Here is a 14502-nt window from a genome sequence, read left to right as displayed (position 1 = left end):
CATAAGTCGAAGGAAATCGCTTATGGCCGACATCAATTCCAAACTGGAAATCGGCGTTACCACTGGCCCTATTCGCGGGTCGAAGAAGATTCACGTCGGGCCGCTCGGCGTTGCCATGCGGGAAATCCACCTTGAGCCCGGATCGGGCGAGGCGCCGGTTCGTGTCTACGACACCTCCGGCCCCTACACTGATCCAAACGTCACCATCGACATCGCGGCGGGTCTTGCCGTCAAGCGCCGCGAATGGATCATGGCGCGCGGCGATGTCGAGGAATACGACGCCCGCGCCGTGAAGCCGGAAGACAACGGCCAGCTCGGCCCTGACCGCTCAGGCGGCGTCCCGGCCTTCCCCAACGTGGTGAAACGCCCACTGCGCGCCAAGCCGGGCATGAACGTCAGCCAGATGCACTACGCGAGGGCCGGCATCATCACGCCGGAGATGGAATACGTCGCCGAGCGCGAGAACCTCGGCCGTGCAATGCTGAAGGAATACGTCCGCGACGGGCAAGACTGGGGCGCGGCGATCCCGGATTACGTGACGCCCGAATTCGTGCGCGAGGAAGTGGCGCGCGGCCGGGCCATCATCCCCTCCAACATCAACCACCCCGAAAGCGAGCCGATGGCGATCGGCCGCAATTTCCTCGTCAAGATCAACGCCAATATCGGCAACTCCGCCGTCGCCTCCGACGTGGCGAGCGAGGTGGACAAGATGGTCTGGTCGATCCGCTGGGGTGCGGACACGGTGATGGATCTCTCCACCGGGCGCAACATCCACGACACCCGCGAATGGATCATCCGCAACTCGCCCGTGCCGATCGGCACCGTGCCGATCTATCAGGCACTGGAAAAGGTCGGCGGCATTGCCGAGGATCTGACCTGGGAAGTGTTCCGCGACACCCTGATCGAACAGGCCGAGCAGGGCGTGGACTATTTCACGATCCACGCCGGCGTGCGCCTGCCGTTCGTGCCGCTTGCGGCGAAGCGCGTGACCGGCATCGTCAGTCGCGGCGGATCGATCATGGCCAAGTGGTGCCTTGCCCATCACAAGGAATCGTTCCTCTACGAGCGCTTTGACGAGATTACCGAGATCATGAAGGCCTACGATGTCGCCTACTCGCTGGGCGACGGCCTGCGCCCCGGCTCGATCGCGGACGCCAATGACGAGGCGCAGTTCGCCGAACTCTACACCCTTGGCGAACTCACCAAGCGCGCCTGGGCGCAGGATGTGCAGGTGATGATCGAGGGGCCGGGCCATGTGCCGATGCACAAGGTGAAGGAGAACATGGAAAAGCAGCTTGAGGCTTGCGGCGAAGCGCCGTTCTACACCCTCGGGCCGCTCGTGACCGATATCGCGCCGGGTTACGACCACATCACCAGCGGCATCGGCGCGGCCATGATCGGCTGGTACGGCACGGCGATGCTCTGCTACGTCACGCCCAAGGAACACCTTGGCCTGCCGGACCGCGACGACGTGAAGGTCGGCGTCGTCACTTACAAGCTGGCCGCCCATGCCGCTGATCTGGCCAAGGGGCACCCGGCCGCCAAAGTCCGCGACGATGCGCTGTCCCGCGCCCGTTTCGAGTTCCGCTGGCGCGACCAGTTCAACCTCAGCCTCGATCCCGACACCGCCGAGCAGTACCATGACCAGACGCTTCCGGCCGAAGGCGCCAAATCCGCGCATTTCTGCTCGATGTGCGGGCCGAAGTTCTGTTCGATGAAGATCAGCCAGGAAGTGAGGGACTTCGCGGCCAAGCAGAACCAGCCAAGCGACGCATTCCTCGCCGCGCATCCCGAGCCGGTCGAAGAACGCGCTGCGGAGGCCGGGATGCAGGAAATGAGCAAGGTGTTCAGGGAAACCGGCAGCGAACTCTACATGGGCGCGGGCGGCCGCGAGCACGACTGAACCCGCGCAAATTCGCCCGTCAGGCGGGGTCCCGTTTCTTTTTGCGCTGCACTGCAAGAAAAACGGGGTCTCTCGCCTTCGCGGTTGCGAAAGGGGATGCTAGAATGAGGACCACTCAGGAGTTCCGATTCCATGCACAACCCCACTGCCGACTGGATGAAGTTGGCCCAAGAAAGCTACTGGCTCTGGGCCGATTCCATGATGGTTATCGGGATGCGGACCTCGGACATGATGACCGGCCAGGGCAGCAGCCACGAAAACATGCGCATGGTCACCGAAAAGGTGGAGGCCAATGCCGAACTGGCGGCCAAGCTGTTCTGGGGCGGCCCGATCGCGCCCGAAAAGGCGGCGCGCAAGGCCGTGCGGCACTACCGCAAACGCGTCAGGGCCAATCGCAAGCGGCTTTCCAAGGGGTAGAGGGATCCGCGGCGTCTGCCGCATCCCCGCTAGCCTAGCCTGTATTCTCGCCCCATTCCTCGTCATTGCGAGCGCAGCGAAGCAATCCAGAGCGGCTCCACGCGCCTCTGGATTGCTTCGCTGCGCTCGCAATGACGAATGGGAGCGATGGCTTCGGCGCGCGACTACCGCTTGCGCACGAACTCCGCACGCAGGACGAGGCCCTTGATGCCCGGATACTTGCAGTCGATCTCCTGCGCATCGCCGGTCAGCCGGATCGAGGGGATCAGCGTGCCGCGCTTGAGCGTTTGCCCCGCGCCCTTCACATCCAGATCCTTGATCAGCGTCACCGCATCGCCGTCCGCCAGCAGGTTGCCGACCGCGTCGCGCACTTCGATGGTGTCCGCCGCCGCGCGCTTGGCCGCAAGCTCGGAAGCGGGCAGCCATTCGCCGCTCTCTTCGTCGTAGATATAGTCTTCGTCGTCGCCCGACATGTCGTATTCTCCTGTTATCGCTGCCCATGACAGGGCAAGCTGGCTTTGGCGAGCACCAAGGAGAGATCGGGCATGAGCGCGGGCAAGCAGGGCAGCATCCATATCGGTATCGGCGGCTGGAGCTACGACCCCTGGCGCGAGACGTTCTACCCCAAGACGGTCTCCAAGGCGCGCGAATTGGAATATGTCGGCCAGAATCTGACCGGCACCGAGATCAACGCCACTTTCTACGGCCGCCAGAAACCGGCCAGCTTCGCCAAGTGGCGCGACACCGTGCCGGACGGCTTCCACTTCGCGCTGAAAGGCTCGCGCTATTGCACGAACCGCAAGAACCTTGGCGAGGCGGGAGAGAGCATCATGAATTTCGTCGAGCAGGGCTTGGTCGAACTGGGCGACAAGCTGGGCCCGATCAACTGGCAACTCGCCGCCACCAAGAAGTTCGATGCCGACGAAATCGCCGCCTTCCTGGCCCTGCTGCCCGCAAGGCACGAGGGCCTGACCCTGCGCCACGCCATCGAGGCGCGTCACGAGAGCTTTGACGATCCGGCATTCTTCGATCTCGTCCACAAGGCCGGGGTTGCCGTGATCCTTGCCGATTCCCCGAAGTACCCGGTGATGGATACCACCGAGAATGCGCCGTTCATCTACGCGCGCCTCCAGAACGCCCGCGCCGAAATTGAGCAGGGCTATCCCGACGCCGAACTCGATGCCTGGGCAAACCGCGCCCGCGACTGGTCGAAGGACGGCAAGGAAGTCTTCATCTTCTTCATCAACGGCGCCAAGGAAAGAGCCCCCGCCGCCGCAATGGCGTTGATCGAAAAGCTGCGCTGACCCCCTCGCATCCATGCCGTGAATTCGTTATAACTTGCGTATGAACACCACGCTCAAGATCACCCGGATCGGCAATTCGGCAGGTGTTATCCTGCCCAAGGAGTTGCTCACGCATCTGCATGCCGAGGTGGGGGAGGCCCTGTCGGTGGTCGTCACACCGCGCGGGATCGAGCTTTCGGCGGCGGAGCCGGATTTCGAGGCGCAGATGGCGGCTGCGCGCGAGGTGATGGCGCGGCGCAAGCGGGCATTGCGCGAACTGGCCAAGTAGCCATCGTGGCAAGAGCCTGGGTCTGGATCGCCGATGAGGTCGCTCTGGCGGCGCATGCCGAGCAGATAGTCGAACACGGCGGCGGAGATGGCGTGCGGGATCGGGGCGGGCTTGAAAGCGCCATGGCGCGTCCGCGCAATCTCGCGGAATATGGCGAACCGGACGCTTGCGCGCTGGCGGCGGCCTATGCCTTTGGGATTGCGCGCAATCATCCTTTCGTGGATGGCAACAAGCGCACGGCGGCAGTGATCGCGGAAACCTTCCTGATGCTGAACGGCCATGTCCTCACGGCAAGCGATGCCGAAATGGTCGTCGCTTTCGTGGCACTTGCCGGGGGCGATCTGTCGGAAGAGGAACTGGCCGACTGGTTCCGGGAACACATCGCCCGGCCCTGAATCGGCTCCAAAGCACGGAAACCGCGGCAAGGGGCTGGCGCTCGCTTCGCGCATGCGGCATGGGCTTGGGCATGCAGTCCGCCGATGCCAGGTCCGACCGCTTCCCGATGGGGGAAGTCGAATTCGTCGCCTTGATGGCCTCGCTCCAGGCGCTGATGGCGCTCTCGATCGATGTCATGCTGCCCGCGCTCGGCGCGATCTCGCACGATTTGCGGCTCACCGATCCGAACAGCCGCCAGCTTATCGTCGGCGTCTTCCTTATCTGCTCGGGGCTCGGCTCGCTGTTTCCCGGCGCGCTGGCGGACCGGTTCGGGCGGCGGCCGGTGGTGATTACCGCGATTGCGGCTTACGTGCTCACCGCCTTCCTTTGCGCGATTTCGGGCAGTTTCATGCTGCTGCTGATCGCGCGCGGGTTCATGGGCGCGTTCTGTTCGGCGATGATGGTCATGCCGATGACGATCCTGCGTGACCGTTTCGATGGCGACCGCATGGCCCGCACGCAGTCGCTGGTGGCGATGACGTTCATGGTCGTGCCGATGGTGGCGCCGATGATCGGGCAGACGGTGCTGCTCTTTGCCGGGTGGCGCTGGATCTTCGGGATCATGTGCACGATGGGCGTGCTGGTACTCGTGTGGAGCGCGCTCCGCTTGCCCGAGACGCTGCATGCCGATTATCGCCAGCCGATCCGGCCACGCGTGATCGCGGGCAACATGGCGATGGCGCTGAAGGAGCGGGCTTCGCTGGGCTATTTCCTTGGCGCGGCTTTCGTGCAGGGCGCGCTGTTCGGCTACATCAACTCGGCGCAGCAGTTGGTGGGCGAGCACTTCGGCGCGGGCACGCTTTTCCCGCTGGTGTTCGGCAGCATGGCGCTGGTCATGGCCTGCTCCAACTTCGCCAATTCGCGCATTGTCGAGAAGTTCGGCGCGCGGCGTGTCTCGCACACGGCGTTGCTCTGTTACATCCTGTTCGCCGCGATCCATCTGGCGTTGGCGATGCGCGGCGAGACGCTGTGGACCTTCATCCCGCTGATGACCGCCACCATGTGCATGATGAGCTTCATCGGTGCGAACTTCCAGGCGATCTCGCTCCAGCCGTTCGCGCGGATCGCGGGCGCGGCGGCTTCGGTCATGTCGTTCGTGCGTACGGTGCTGGGCGCCGGGCTCGGCTCGCTGATTGGGCAGGCCTATGACGGGACGGCGCGGCCGATCCTGGGCGCCATGGTGGTCTGCGGGCTGATTTCACTGGTGCTGGTATTGTATTCGGAGAAGGGGCGGCTCTTCCGCAGGGTCAACCCGCCCGGCTTCTACAAGGCGCACCCGCCAACGGCGGGGCACGAGTTCTAGCGGCCTGACGGGCTAGACGCTTCGGCCGCGGAACAGCTGCACAAGGCCGACGATGATCGCGACCACCAGCAGGACATGGATCAGCGCGCCCGTAACGTGGAACACGACAAAGCCGAGCAGCCAGAGAACAATGAGGATGGCGGCGATGGTGAAAAGCATGGCATCTTCTCCTTCGTGAGACACCGATAGAAACGCGCATGGGCGCGCTTGGCTGCATGCGACGGTGCGGTCTGGATGCCGAAAAATGCAACTCGTCTCAGGCGCGGGGCAGACGGCAGATTGCAGGGCGCCGGGCGGTTGCCGTCCGGTATCGGGCCGGGCATGGTCCCCCTGCGACCGCGAATCGCCCTTGCGCGCATCTCGCTACCGCCCCTCGGGTCCACAGTTTCAGAAAATTGACAGGCATGACGGGCCGGCCGGGAAGAACCGGCGGCCTGCCTGTTTTTGTGCGCTTGTTCCTGATTGTGTGACCGCTGCGTATGGGCGGGGACTTGCGAGAAGAAAGCGGGGTCCCCGCCTTCGCGGGGACGACGGGTTTTATGGTTCAGCGGAGGCTTGTTTCGATTGCGAAGCGGGCTGGCCTCGCCTCGCCTCGCAAGTTCGTCAGCCGGGTTGGTGAACCGTCCGGCCATGCGCCATGTCCGCCAGTTCGCGGCGTGACAGGGCCGGGTGCGGGGCGGCGTCCAGCGGCGGAGATCGCCGCGCTTCCCACCAGGACTGCCAGAGATATACCAGCTTGCGCATGCCCGACGTGCGCACGCGGTGGTCCCAGGCGTGGCTGCCCAGTTTCTCCACGTCTCTTGCAATGCCGCCGTAGATATCGGCGGCGGCCAGCACCGCCCAGCGCTGGCGGAAGGCGAGCCGGGTGGCGCCGACGCGGGCCGATGCCTCGTAATCGCGCGAGAGGCCGCAGGCGCGCGCCACCATGGGCACCAGCGCGCCGCGATAGTGCGGCTTGGTCACTTCGCCGGGCGGGATGTCGGCTTCGGCCAGCCATTCTTCCGGCAGGTAGCAGCGGCCATGCGCGTCATCCTCCCAGACATCGCGCACGATATTGGCGAGCTGGAACGCGATGCCAAGGTCGCAGGCTCGGTCCAGCGTGTCGTCGTCCCCGGCGTCCACGCCCATGACCAGCGCCATGATGACCCCCACGGCCCCGGCGACGTGGTAGCAATAGCGCAGCATGTCCGCTTCGCTGCGGGGACGCCAGTCGGCGGCGTCCAGCGCGAAGCCGGCCAGCACGTCCTCGATCAGCCCATCGGCAATCGGCACTTCGCGGCGGAGCTGCGCCAGCGCATCGAAAGCGGGGGTACCGGTGGTCTCCCCCGCCATCGCGAGTTCGGTCAGTGTGCGGATCGTCGCCAGCCGGTCCTGCGGGGCGAGCCGCGTGCCCAGCGGCACCGCGCGGGCGGCGCGGCCGTGGTCCTGCTCGTCGGCAATGTCGTCGCAGGCGCGGCACCAGGCGTAGAGCAGCCAGACCCGCTCCCGCGTGGTCCGATCGAACAGCCGGCTGGCCGCCGCAAAGCTTTTCGAACCCTTGCGGATCGATTTGCGGGCGGCCTCTACCAGAGCGGTGCGATCGGACGTCATGGTGGGTCTAGAGCGTCTTCGGGTCCATCCGGACGATCGGCACGATCGGCTCATGCGCCGCCATGCGGTCCAGCAAGGCCTCCAGCTCGGTCTCGGCCATGATGATGCCCTGATGCGCGGGGCGCACGAAGCCGGTTTCGGCCATGTGGCGGTTGAAGGCCAGCAGCAGGTCGTAGAACCCGAAGGCATTGAGCACGCCCACCGGCTTGTCGTGATAGCCGAGCTGGGCCCAGCTCACCGCTTCCCACAGCTCGTCCATGGTGCCGACACCGCCGGGGATGACGATGAAGCCGTCCGACAGGCGCGTGAACTCGGCCTTGCGCTCGTGCATGGTCTTGACGATGTGGAGTTCGGTGCAGTCGTGGTTGGCAACTTCGCCGCCCGCGCCGTTGGTGCCGGTAAGCGCTTCGGGGATCACGCCGATCACTTCGCCGCCGGCCTCGATCGCGCCGCTGGCCACCGCGCCCATCAGGCCCAGTCTGCCGCCGCCGTAGACGACGCCGATGCCCTTGCGGGCCAGAGTCGCACCCACTTCGCGGGCGAGTTCGATATAGCGCGGATCGGCGGGGGTGGCCGAGCCGCAGTAGACCGCGAGACGCTTCATGTCAGTCGATAACCTTCAATTGGACCGGCGCGCCATCCGGCAGATCGCGTGTCTGCCGGGCAAGGTCGCCGGTAAGAAAGATCAGTTTCACGAATTCGATCCTGATCAGATTTTCGTGCGCATAGTCTCCCGCGAGCAGCGCCGGAAGCGTGAGACTGTAGACTTCCCCAATCGCGGGCGGGCCCAGCCGCTTCGCCGCCGCCTCTACCAGGGCCGTGGCGCGCCAGATCGCCTGCGTCTCTTCCAGCGCCATGTGCGCGCTGGCGGCGGCCTCGTCGCCCAAGAGCGTCAGTTCGCCAAGGTCGGGGTCGAGGTAGTGGAAGGCGCCGGTGCTGTCGGTGACCAGCGCATGGCCCATCAGGCTGTGCGCCACCACTTCGGCGAAGGTGACGCCGGTCCAGCCCCATGCGGCATTCAGCGCGTTGACCTCGCGGCTCATCGCAGTTGCTCGACCATCAGCTTGGCGGTGGCCTTGGCACTGGCGACGACGCCGGGAATGCCCGCGCCCGGATGAGTGCCCGCGCCGACGAGGTAGAAATTCTTCAGCTTGTCGTCCCGGTTGTGCCCCCGGAACCATGCGCTCTGCGTCAGCAGCGGTTCAAGACTGAAGGCATTGCCCTTGTAGGCGCCGAAATCGCGTTCGAAATCGGGCGGGGCATAGTGGAACTTGGTGACGATCCGGTCGTCCAGATCGGGGATCAGGCGGCGGCTCACTTCGGCGAGCACACGGCGTTCCAGTACCGGGCCCACTTCGTCCCAGTCGACCGGCAGCTTGCCCATGTTGGCCACCGGCACCAGCGCATAGAACGTGCTCTTGCCGGCGGGCGCCATCGAGGGATCGGTGACGCTGGGGTGGTGGAGATAGATCGAGAAGTCGCGCGGCAGCACGCCGTGCTCATAGATATCGTCCAGCAGGCCCTTGTAACGCGGGCCGAACAGCACGGAGTGGTGCGGAATGCCCGGCCATGCCCCTTCAAGGCCGAAGTGGACGACGAAGACGCTGGGCGAATAACGCTTGTGCGCCAGCTTCTTGGCCATTTCCTGCCCGCGCATGCTGCCTGCCAGCAAGTCGCGGTAGGAGTGCATGATGTCGCCATTGCTGGCGATGGCGTCGAAGCGGGCTTTCCAGCCGCTCTCGCATTCGACTTCAGTAACCTGGTCGCCCACCGTGTGGATGTGCGCGACTTTGTCGCCCAGCCGCAGGGTGCCGCCGATCCGCTCGAACTGGCGGGCCATCGCCTGCGCCAGCTTGTTGGTGCCGCCGCGCGCCCACCAGACGCCGCCGTCCTTTTCCAGCTTGTGGATCAGCGCATAGATCGCGCTGGTGGTCATCGGATTGCCGCCCACCAGCAGCGTGTGGAACGAGAGCGCCTGCCGCAGGTGCTCGTCCTTCACATAGTGGCTGACCATCGAATAGACCGAGCGCCAGGCCTGATAGCGGGCCAGCGCCGGCGCGGCCTTCACCATGCTGCTGAAATCGAGGAATGCCTGGTGCCCCAGCTTGACGTAGCCTTCCTGATAGACCCCGGCGGCATAGCGCGAGAATTCCTCGTAGCCGCCGATATCGTTGGGGGCGACGCGGGCGATCTCGCGGCGCAGCGCCGGCTCGTCGTTCGCGTAATCGAACGTCACGCCGTCGGTCCAGTTGAGCCGGTAGAACGGCATGACCGGCATCAGTTCGATGTCGCTTGCCATGTCGTTGCCGGACAGGGCCCAGAGTTCGCGCAGGGCGGCGGGATCGGTGATGACGGTGGGGCCACCGTCGAACGTGAAGCCCTCCTGCTCGCGGACCCAGGCGCGGCCGCCCACTTGCTGGCCCGCTTCGACCAGAGTGGTTGCCACGCCCGCGCTTTGCAGGCGGATGGCGAGGGCGAGGCCGCCGAAACCGGCGCCGACGACGCAGGCCCTGCTGGACTCGACAGTATTCATCGCGAAGGTTCCCGTGTGATGCCAAAATCGGCGCCAAGGTCCGCAAGCGCCCTGCCGCCGCCGGAAAGGCTGGCCAGCGCGGCACCCACCGGCACCGGCGGACGACCGATCAGCAGCCGGGCGCGGTCTGCCAGCGTTGACCGGCCCGCGTAGAAACGCTCCACCAGCGGCTCGGGCAGCCGGTAGAAACGTTCGAGCACGCGCCAGCGCGCACCGGGCGGTGCGGCAGCGAACAGCATGCGAGTCAACATCCGATAGTAGCGCCCCCCGCGCCAATGGTTTGCGGCCCATGCATGGCTGGCCCTTCCTAGGCTGTTGCCTGAGAGGTTGTCGAGAGTGGTGAGATGATGCGCGAACCGCACCGCGTCGGGCAGCGAATAGGACGTGAGCGGATGAACCAGCGCTGCACGCGTCCCGGCCCGCGCCATTTCCGGTTCGCCCGTCGCGGCCCAGAACGCCTCGAAATCCCCGGCGGCGATCACCGGCAGTACCCCGGTTTCCTGATAGTCCACAGCCGCCACCTGCCAGCCGCGTTGCCGCGCATAGTCGGCGATGCGGGCGTGCAGCACCGGCAGGTCCAGCACGGGACTATCGGCGTAGTACGTATCCTCGACGAAGACCTCGGTGGGCGAGAAGGGCAGGGCATAGACGAAGCGATAGCCGTCCACTTGCTCGACCCGCGCATCCATCACCACCGGGCGGTCGAGCCCGTGCGGCGCGGAGAGGCGCAGCATCTGCCCCGCAAATTTCTGCCATCCGCCTGCCATGTGGGGCAGAGCCCGCGCGCCGCGCGCGTCGATCACTGCATCGGCGGCAATCTCGGTGCCATCCGCCAGCGTGACCGAGACCGGCGTGGCGTGGTGCACGTCCGCCCCGGTGAGCACGGCTTCCGCAGGCAACGCCGCGCGCACAGCGCTGTCCAGCCGGTCGCTCGTCACGCTGGCATAGGGGGTGGAGAGCCTGCGCGAAAATGCGGGAAAGTGAATGTCGTATCCGGGCCAGCGCGCCGCCACCAGCGGTTCCACCAGCGCGCGACCCTCCGCGTTCAGATCGCTTTCGAAGAACGACCAGACATGCTCGCCGCCCAGCGTGTTGCCGCGCTCGATCAGCAGCACGCGCAAGTCCGGACGGTGCCGCGCCATCGCGAGCGCGATCAACGCGCCGGCAAGGCCGCCGCCAAGGATCGCCAGGTTGCAGGTGCGAGCAGTCATCGCACCACGTTTAGGCGGATAATGGATAAATGGAACGGCTCAGTCGGTTACCCGAAGGGATTTAGTGTTCCCGGATGCGCAGCTTGGCAGCCCGTTAGGTTTACGGCATATTTATGACGATGACTGGGGAACTGACTGTTTGCGACGCCCGGCTGGACGATGCCGCCGCGGTCGCCCAAATCTATGCGCATTACGTGCTGGAAAGCACCGCGACTTTCGAAACCGAGCCTCCGAGCGAAGCGGAAACGCGCCGGCGCATCGCCGCCACGCTGGAGGCTGGCTATCCCTTCGTGCTGGTGCGCGACGGCGGAGAGACCGGGCGCGTGATCGGTTTCGGCTTCGCGCATCGCTACGGCCCGCGCGTGGGCTATCGCTACAGTGTCGAGACCACGATTTTCGTCGAGCCCACCAGCGTCGGGCGCGGCATCGGTGGCACCCTGCTCGGCGCGGTGCTGGCCCAGTGCGAGGCGCGGGGGTTCCGGCAGGCCTTCGCGGTGATTGCCGAAAGCGAACCGGCCTCGGTCGTGCTCCATGCCCGCGCGGGCTTCCGCCCGGTCGGCACGCTTGCGGGTGCCGGGTGGAAGCATGGCAAGTGGCTCGACGTGTTCATCATGCAGCGCCAACTGGACGAGGGAAACCAGTCGCTTCCGCAGGAGACCGTGACCTGAACGGGCGGCGTACCCCGACCCGCTGACGCGCGCTATCTCGCAACCGCACGGCGCGACAGGCGTTGGTGGGGAAAGGATGGAGAGAAATCCCATGCGTTTTCCGCCGACTGCACTTACCCTTGGCTTACCTTTCGCGCTGCTTGCCACAGCCTTTCCGCTTGCCCCCGCCGCCGCGCAGGATGCCGCCGGGACCAGCGATGTCAGCAGCGACGCCGCCACTGCCAGCGGCGATAGCGCGGACAGCACCGCCAAGCCTCACAAGGACGTGATGAAGGGCGACTATCTGCTCATCGGCGTCGGGGCCCTCTACGGGCCGAGCTATCAGGGCTCCAACGATCAGGTATTCTCGGCGATACCCGTCGTGATGGGCCGGTTTCACGGCGTAAAAATCAACCCGCGCCCGCGCGGCGTATCGCTGGACCTGATCCCGGACGGCAAGGACGCGAAGTTCGGCTTCGAACTGGGCCCGGTGGGGTCGATTTCATACAACCGGGTCCGGCATATCGAGGACCCGGTGGTCAAATCGCTCGGCAAGCTCGACCCGGCGATCGAATTCGGCGTCAATACCGGCGTCACCGCCAACCGGCTGCTCAATCCCTACGATTCCCTGACGCTTTCGACGGACGTGATGTGGGATGTGAATGCCTACCACGGCATGACCTGGAGCCCCGGGATCACGTATAAGACCCCGCTCAGCAAGGCGGTGATCGTCGCGCTCAACGTGCGCGCGCACCATGTCGATGACAAATACGCGCGCTATTACTTCTCGGTCACGCCCGAACAGTCGGCCAAGAGCGGCTTGCCGGAATTCGACGCGAAGGGCGGCTGGAGCAGCGTGAGCGCGGGTATCCTCGCAGGCTATGACCTCTCGGGCGATTTCACCGATGGCGGCTTCGCGCTGTTCGCGGCGCTGAACTATTCGGCCATGCTGAACGATGCCAAGCGCACGCCGTTCACCTCGTTGCGGGGCAGCTCCAACCAGTGGACCTTGGGCGGCGGCGTGTCCTACACGTTTTAGGCTGGATCCCGCGTGAGCATCGATCGGCTGAAGGGGAACACGTCCCGTCCTCGTCGCCCCCGCGAAGGCGGGGGCCCCGCTTGTTCTTCCTCGCGAGGTCGCAAAAAAGCGGGACCGCCGCGTTAGCCCCAAATACCCGACCTCACCCGCGAAAATCGATCCGGTTGGCAAGGATCACCGCCTGCGTGCGGCTGAAGACATGCATCTTCTGCAGAATCGCCGAGACATGGGCCTTCACCGTCGTCATCGAGACATCCAGTTCATAGGCGATCTGCTTGTTGAGCTTGCCCGCCGCAAGCTGGCCCAGCACCACGCGTTGCTGCGGTGTCAGGCTGTCTATCCGCGCGCGGATCGAGGCGTCCTCGGCCGCGTAGGGGTCTCCGGCGAGGAGTTCCGGGCGATAGATCCCGCCCGCCAGTACCAGGCGCAGGGCCTCGACAAGCTGGTCGCGCCTCAGCGATTTCGGCACGAACCCGGCGGCGCCTGCCGCCAGCGCGCTGCGCACCGCCTGCGGGTCGGACACGCCCGAGACGATCACCACCGGCGCCGTCGGGAAGCGGCCGCGCAGCGTTTCCAGCCCGGATAGCCCCTCGATTCCGGGGATCAGGAGATCCAGCAGGACAAGATCGACATCGCCGCCCTGCTCACCGATGTCTCTGCCGGAACTCTCCAACCTGTCCAGCGCTTCGGCAAGGTCCGCCGCGTCCAGCACCTCGCAGGCCGGGAAGGCCTGTTCGAAGACCGTGCGCAGGCCGTCGCGGACCAGCGCATGGTCGTCGACGATCAGCGCCCGCTCCGGGCTCACGAAGTCCGCGGCCACATTGTTCTCCCCCTGTGGTCTTTCGGAGTTCTACCCCGCCTGCGGCGGGAGCGCCATCGGCGCTGGATCGGGTCTGGAGCAAACACCGCATGAAGGGCGCGAAGGGTCACGGGCCTGTCACACGCGCGCGGCATAGCCGCATAGGTAATGGCTTCTTCGGATCTCCCTGACAGCCGCGACGATGAACCGCAGCCGCTGCGGCTGATCGTGCTTGCCGGGCACGGACCCGGCGCCGCCAGCCGGGGCGTGGATGCGCTGGCCGCGCGGTTCGGCAAGAGCCATCGCTGCCTCGTACCGCTGGCGGGGCGTCCGCTGATCGCGCACGTATTGCAGACCGCCGCGCAGCATCCGCGCGTTACCAGCCTTGCCATCTGCGTGGAGCGCGAGGCCTTCGATCCGGTGTGGGACGTGCTGACCCAGCTTCCCGGGCGCGGCACCGTGGCACTGGTGGAGGCGCAGGCGGACATCGCCTCCAGCGTGCGCGCGGCGGCAAAGGATTGGGACGGGCCGCTGCTGGTCACCACTGCGGACCATGCGCTGCTGTCCGCAGAGTCGATCGATGTGATGATCGAGGCGCTGGAAACGGCGGATGTCGCTTTCGCGCTGACCAGCCGCGCGGCGGTGGAGGCCGCACATTCGGGCGCCCAGCGCGGCTTCATCACGCTGCATGACGGCGACTATGCGGCTTGCGACCTCTACGGCATGGCCTCCGCGCATTTCGTCGATGCCGTGAAAGTGTTTCGCGGCGTGCGGACGGACCGGGAGGCGCTGCGGATCTGGCGCGCGATCGGGCTGGTGGGCTTCCTCATGGTGCGGCTAGGGATGGAGACGCTGGCAGGCGCCATCGTGCGCGCCTCGCGGCGGCTGGGCATGCGGGTGCGGGCGGTGGTGCTGGCGGACGGCACGCAGGCGATCGATGTCGACGACGAGCGCACTTACGCGATCGTGCGCGAACTGCTGGGCGATCCCGGTGAAGTGACGGATCTGAAGCGGGAGAGTAGCGGCAGCTCAAAAGCCGCATTCGCCTGACCG

Annotated in this window: 17 protein-coding genes; 9 read left to right on the top strand and 8 right to left on the bottom strand. The window is 65.8% G+C overall.

Annotation, left to right across the window (positions count from 1 at the left end; translation table 11 throughout):
- Nucleotides 1–22: 22 nt before the first annotated feature.
- Both thiC and EDF56_RS10910 read left to right on the top strand, forming a co-directional pair.
- On the top strand, nt 23–1903 hold the full coding sequence (gene thiC, locus EDF56_RS10915; RefSeq protein WP_132387188.1) for a phosphomethylpyrimidine synthase ThiC: 1881 nt from the start codon (nt 23–25) through the stop codon (nt 1901–1903).
- Nucleotides 1904–2035: 132 nt separating this feature from the next.
- The gene (locus tag EDF56_RS10910) at nt 2036–2320 is read left to right on the top strand and encodes a hypothetical protein (protein WP_132387186.1); all 285 of its coding nucleotides are present in this window, start codon (nt 2036–2038) and stop codon (nt 2318–2320) included.
- Between the two features lie 164 nt (nt 2321–2484).
- Here EDF56_RS10910 and EDF56_RS10905 read toward each other — a convergent pair whose 3' ends face one another.
- The gene (locus tag EDF56_RS10905; RefSeq protein ID WP_132387184.1) at nt 2485–2793 is read right to left on the bottom strand and encodes an alkylphosphonate utilization protein; all 309 of its coding nucleotides are present in this window, start codon (nt 2791–2793) and stop codon (nt 2485–2487) included.
- 72 nt (nt 2794–2865) lie between these two features.
- Between EDF56_RS10905 and EDF56_RS10900 the strand changes: the two genes are divergently transcribed.
- The 4 genes from EDF56_RS10900 (at nt 2866) to EDF56_RS10885 (ending at nt 5630) form a co-directional block, all read left to right on the top strand.
- Nucleotides 2866–3624, top strand: coding sequence for a DUF72 domain-containing protein (locus EDF56_RS10900; protein ID WP_132387182.1), 759 nt, complete (start codon nt 2866–2868; stop codon nt 3622–3624).
- Between the two features lie 40 nt (nt 3625–3664).
- Nucleotides 3665–3892 (top strand): AbrB/MazE/SpoVT family DNA-binding domain-containing protein, encoded by a 228-nt coding sequence (locus EDF56_RS10895; protein ID WP_132387493.1) that lies wholly within the window; start codon nt 3665–3667, stop codon nt 3890–3892.
- 5 nt (nt 3893–3897) lie between these two features.
- On the top strand, nt 3898–4287 hold the full coding sequence (locus EDF56_RS10890) for a type II toxin-antitoxin system death-on-curing family toxin (protein ID WP_132387180.1): 390 nt from the start codon (nt 3898–3900) through the stop codon (nt 4285–4287).
- A 71-nt stretch (nt 4288–4358) separates the two neighbouring features.
- Nucleotides 4359–5630, top strand: coding sequence for a multidrug effflux MFS transporter (locus tag EDF56_RS10885; protein ID WP_132387178.1), 1272 nt, complete (start codon nt 4359–4361; stop codon nt 5628–5630).
- Between the two features lie 12 nt (nt 5631–5642).
- Here the strand turns inward: EDF56_RS10885 and EDF56_RS10880 are convergent, their stop codons facing one another.
- From EDF56_RS10880 to crtY, 6 genes are all read right to left on the bottom strand, one after another.
- Complete coding sequence (locus EDF56_RS10880; protein WP_132387176.1) at nt 5643–5789, bottom strand: lmo0937 family membrane protein; 147 nt, start codon at nt 5787–5789, stop codon at nt 5643–5645.
- Nucleotides 5790–6233: 444 nt separating this feature from the next.
- Complete coding sequence (locus tag EDF56_RS10875) at nt 6234–7220, bottom strand: phytoene/squalene synthase family protein (protein ID WP_132387174.1); 987 nt, start codon at nt 7218–7220, stop codon at nt 6234–6236.
- A 7-nt stretch (nt 7221–7227) separates the two neighbouring features.
- Nucleotides 7228–7824: a TIGR00730 family Rossman fold protein gene (locus EDF56_RS10870; protein ID WP_132387172.1), complete on the bottom strand. Its 597-nt coding sequence runs from the start codon at nt 7822–7824 to the stop codon at nt 7228–7230.
- Between the two features lies 1 nt (nt 7825).
- Nucleotides 7826–8263, bottom strand: coding sequence for a hypothetical protein (locus EDF56_RS10865; protein WP_132387170.1), 438 nt, complete (start codon nt 8261–8263; stop codon nt 7826–7828).
- Nucleotides 8260–9753, bottom strand: coding sequence for a phytoene desaturase (locus EDF56_RS10860; protein WP_132387168.1), 1494 nt, complete (start codon nt 9751–9753; stop codon nt 8260–8262). The genes EDF56_RS10865 and EDF56_RS10860 overlap by 4 nt, the downstream gene beginning before the upstream one ends.
- A complete protein-coding gene (gene crtY / locus EDF56_RS10855) occupies nt 9750–10964 on the bottom strand; it encodes a lycopene beta-cyclase CrtY (protein ID WP_132387166.1) in 1215 nt (404 codons plus the stop codon). Before crtY ends, EDF56_RS10860 begins: the two co-directional genes overlap by 4 nt.
- Before the next feature lie 119 nt (nt 10965–11083).
- On the opposite strand from crtY, the gene EDF56_RS10850 reads away from it, so the two are divergent.
- Both EDF56_RS10850 and EDF56_RS10845 read left to right on the top strand, forming a co-directional pair.
- A complete protein-coding gene (locus tag EDF56_RS10850) occupies nt 11084–11632 on the top strand; it encodes a GNAT family N-acetyltransferase (RefSeq protein ID WP_132387164.1) in 549 nt (182 codons plus the stop codon).
- A 91-nt stretch (nt 11633–11723) separates the two neighbouring features.
- Nucleotides 11724–12650: a MipA/OmpV family protein gene (locus EDF56_RS10845; RefSeq protein WP_132387162.1), complete on the top strand. Its 927-nt coding sequence runs from the start codon at nt 11724–11726 to the stop codon at nt 12648–12650.
- Nucleotides 12651–12792: 142 nt separating this feature from the next.
- Here EDF56_RS10845 and EDF56_RS10840 read toward each other — a convergent pair whose 3' ends face one another.
- Nucleotides 12793–13470, bottom strand: coding sequence for a response regulator transcription factor (locus EDF56_RS10840; protein ID WP_132387160.1), 678 nt, complete (start codon nt 13468–13470; stop codon nt 12793–12795).
- Between the two features lie 147 nt (nt 13471–13617).
- Here EDF56_RS10840 and EDF56_RS10835 point away from each other — a divergent pair, with 147 nt between their 5' ends.
- Nucleotides 13618–14499, top strand: coding sequence for an NTP transferase domain-containing protein (locus tag EDF56_RS10835; RefSeq protein WP_132387158.1), 882 nt, complete (start codon nt 13618–13620; stop codon nt 14497–14499).
- The last annotated feature ends 3 nt before the right edge of the window (nt 14500–14502 follow it).

Origin of the sequence: Novosphingobium sp. PhB165, from assembly GCF_004341845.1 — a bacterium.
Classification (GTDB): domain Bacteria; phylum Pseudomonadota; class Alphaproteobacteria; order Sphingomonadales; family Sphingomonadaceae; genus Novosphingobium.
Note: the sequence above shows the minus strand (reverse complement) of the source record. Positions and strands in the feature narration are given on the sequence as shown.

Bases quoted from the DNA above. Each gene is read 5' to 3' on its own strand.
- EDF56_RS10835 (WP_132387158.1), top strand. From the start codon at position 13,618: ATGGCTTCTTCGGATCTCCCTGACAGCCGCGACGATGAACCGCAGCCG.
- EDF56_RS10900 (WP_132387182.1), top strand. From the start codon at position 2,866: ATGAGCGCGGGCAAGCAGGGCAGCATCCATATCGGTATCGGCGGCTGG.
- EDF56_RS10850 (WP_132387164.1), top strand. From the start codon at position 11,084: ATGACTGGGGAACTGACTGTTTGCGACGCCCGGCTGGACGATGCCGCC.
- EDF56_RS10905 (WP_132387184.1), bottom strand. From the start codon at position 2,793: ATGTCGGGCGACGACGAAGACTATATCTACGACGAAGAGAGCGGCGAA.
- EDF56_RS10875 (WP_132387174.1), bottom strand. From the start codon at position 7,220: ATGACGTCCGATCGCACCGCTCTGGTAGAGGCCGCCCGCAAATCGATC.
- crtY (WP_132387166.1), bottom strand. From the start codon at position 10,964: ATGACTGCTCGCACCTGCAACCTGGCGATCCTTGGCGGCGGCCTTGCC.
- EDF56_RS10910 (WP_132387186.1), top strand. From the start codon at position 2,036: ATGCACAACCCCACTGCCGACTGGATGAAGTTGGCCCAAGAAAGCTAC.
- EDF56_RS10880 (WP_132387176.1), bottom strand. From the start codon at position 5,789: ATGCTTTTCACCATCGCCGCCATCCTCATTGTTCTCTGGCTGCTCGGC.
- thiC (WP_132387188.1), top strand. From the start codon at position 23: ATGGCCGACATCAATTCCAAACTGGAAATCGGCGTTACCACTGGCCCT.
- EDF56_RS10895 (WP_132387493.1), top strand. From the start codon at position 3,665: ATGAACACCACGCTCAAGATCACCCGGATCGGCAATTCGGCAGGTGTT.
- EDF56_RS10870 (WP_132387172.1), bottom strand. From the start codon at position 7,824: ATGAAGCGTCTCGCGGTCTACTGCGGCTCGGCCACCCCCGCCGATCCG.
- EDF56_RS10845 (WP_132387162.1), top strand. From the start codon at position 11,724: ATGCGTTTTCCGCCGACTGCACTTACCCTTGGCTTACCTTTCGCGCTG.
- EDF56_RS10865 (WP_132387170.1), bottom strand. From the start codon at position 8,263: ATGAGCCGCGAGGTCAACGCGCTGAATGCCGCATGGGGCTGGACCGGC.
- EDF56_RS10860 (WP_132387168.1), bottom strand. From the start codon at position 9,753: ATGAATACTGTCGAGTCCAGCAGGGCCTGCGTCGTCGGCGCCGGTTTC.
- EDF56_RS10885 (WP_132387178.1), top strand. From the start codon at position 4,359: ATGCAGTCCGCCGATGCCAGGTCCGACCGCTTCCCGATGGGGGAAGTC.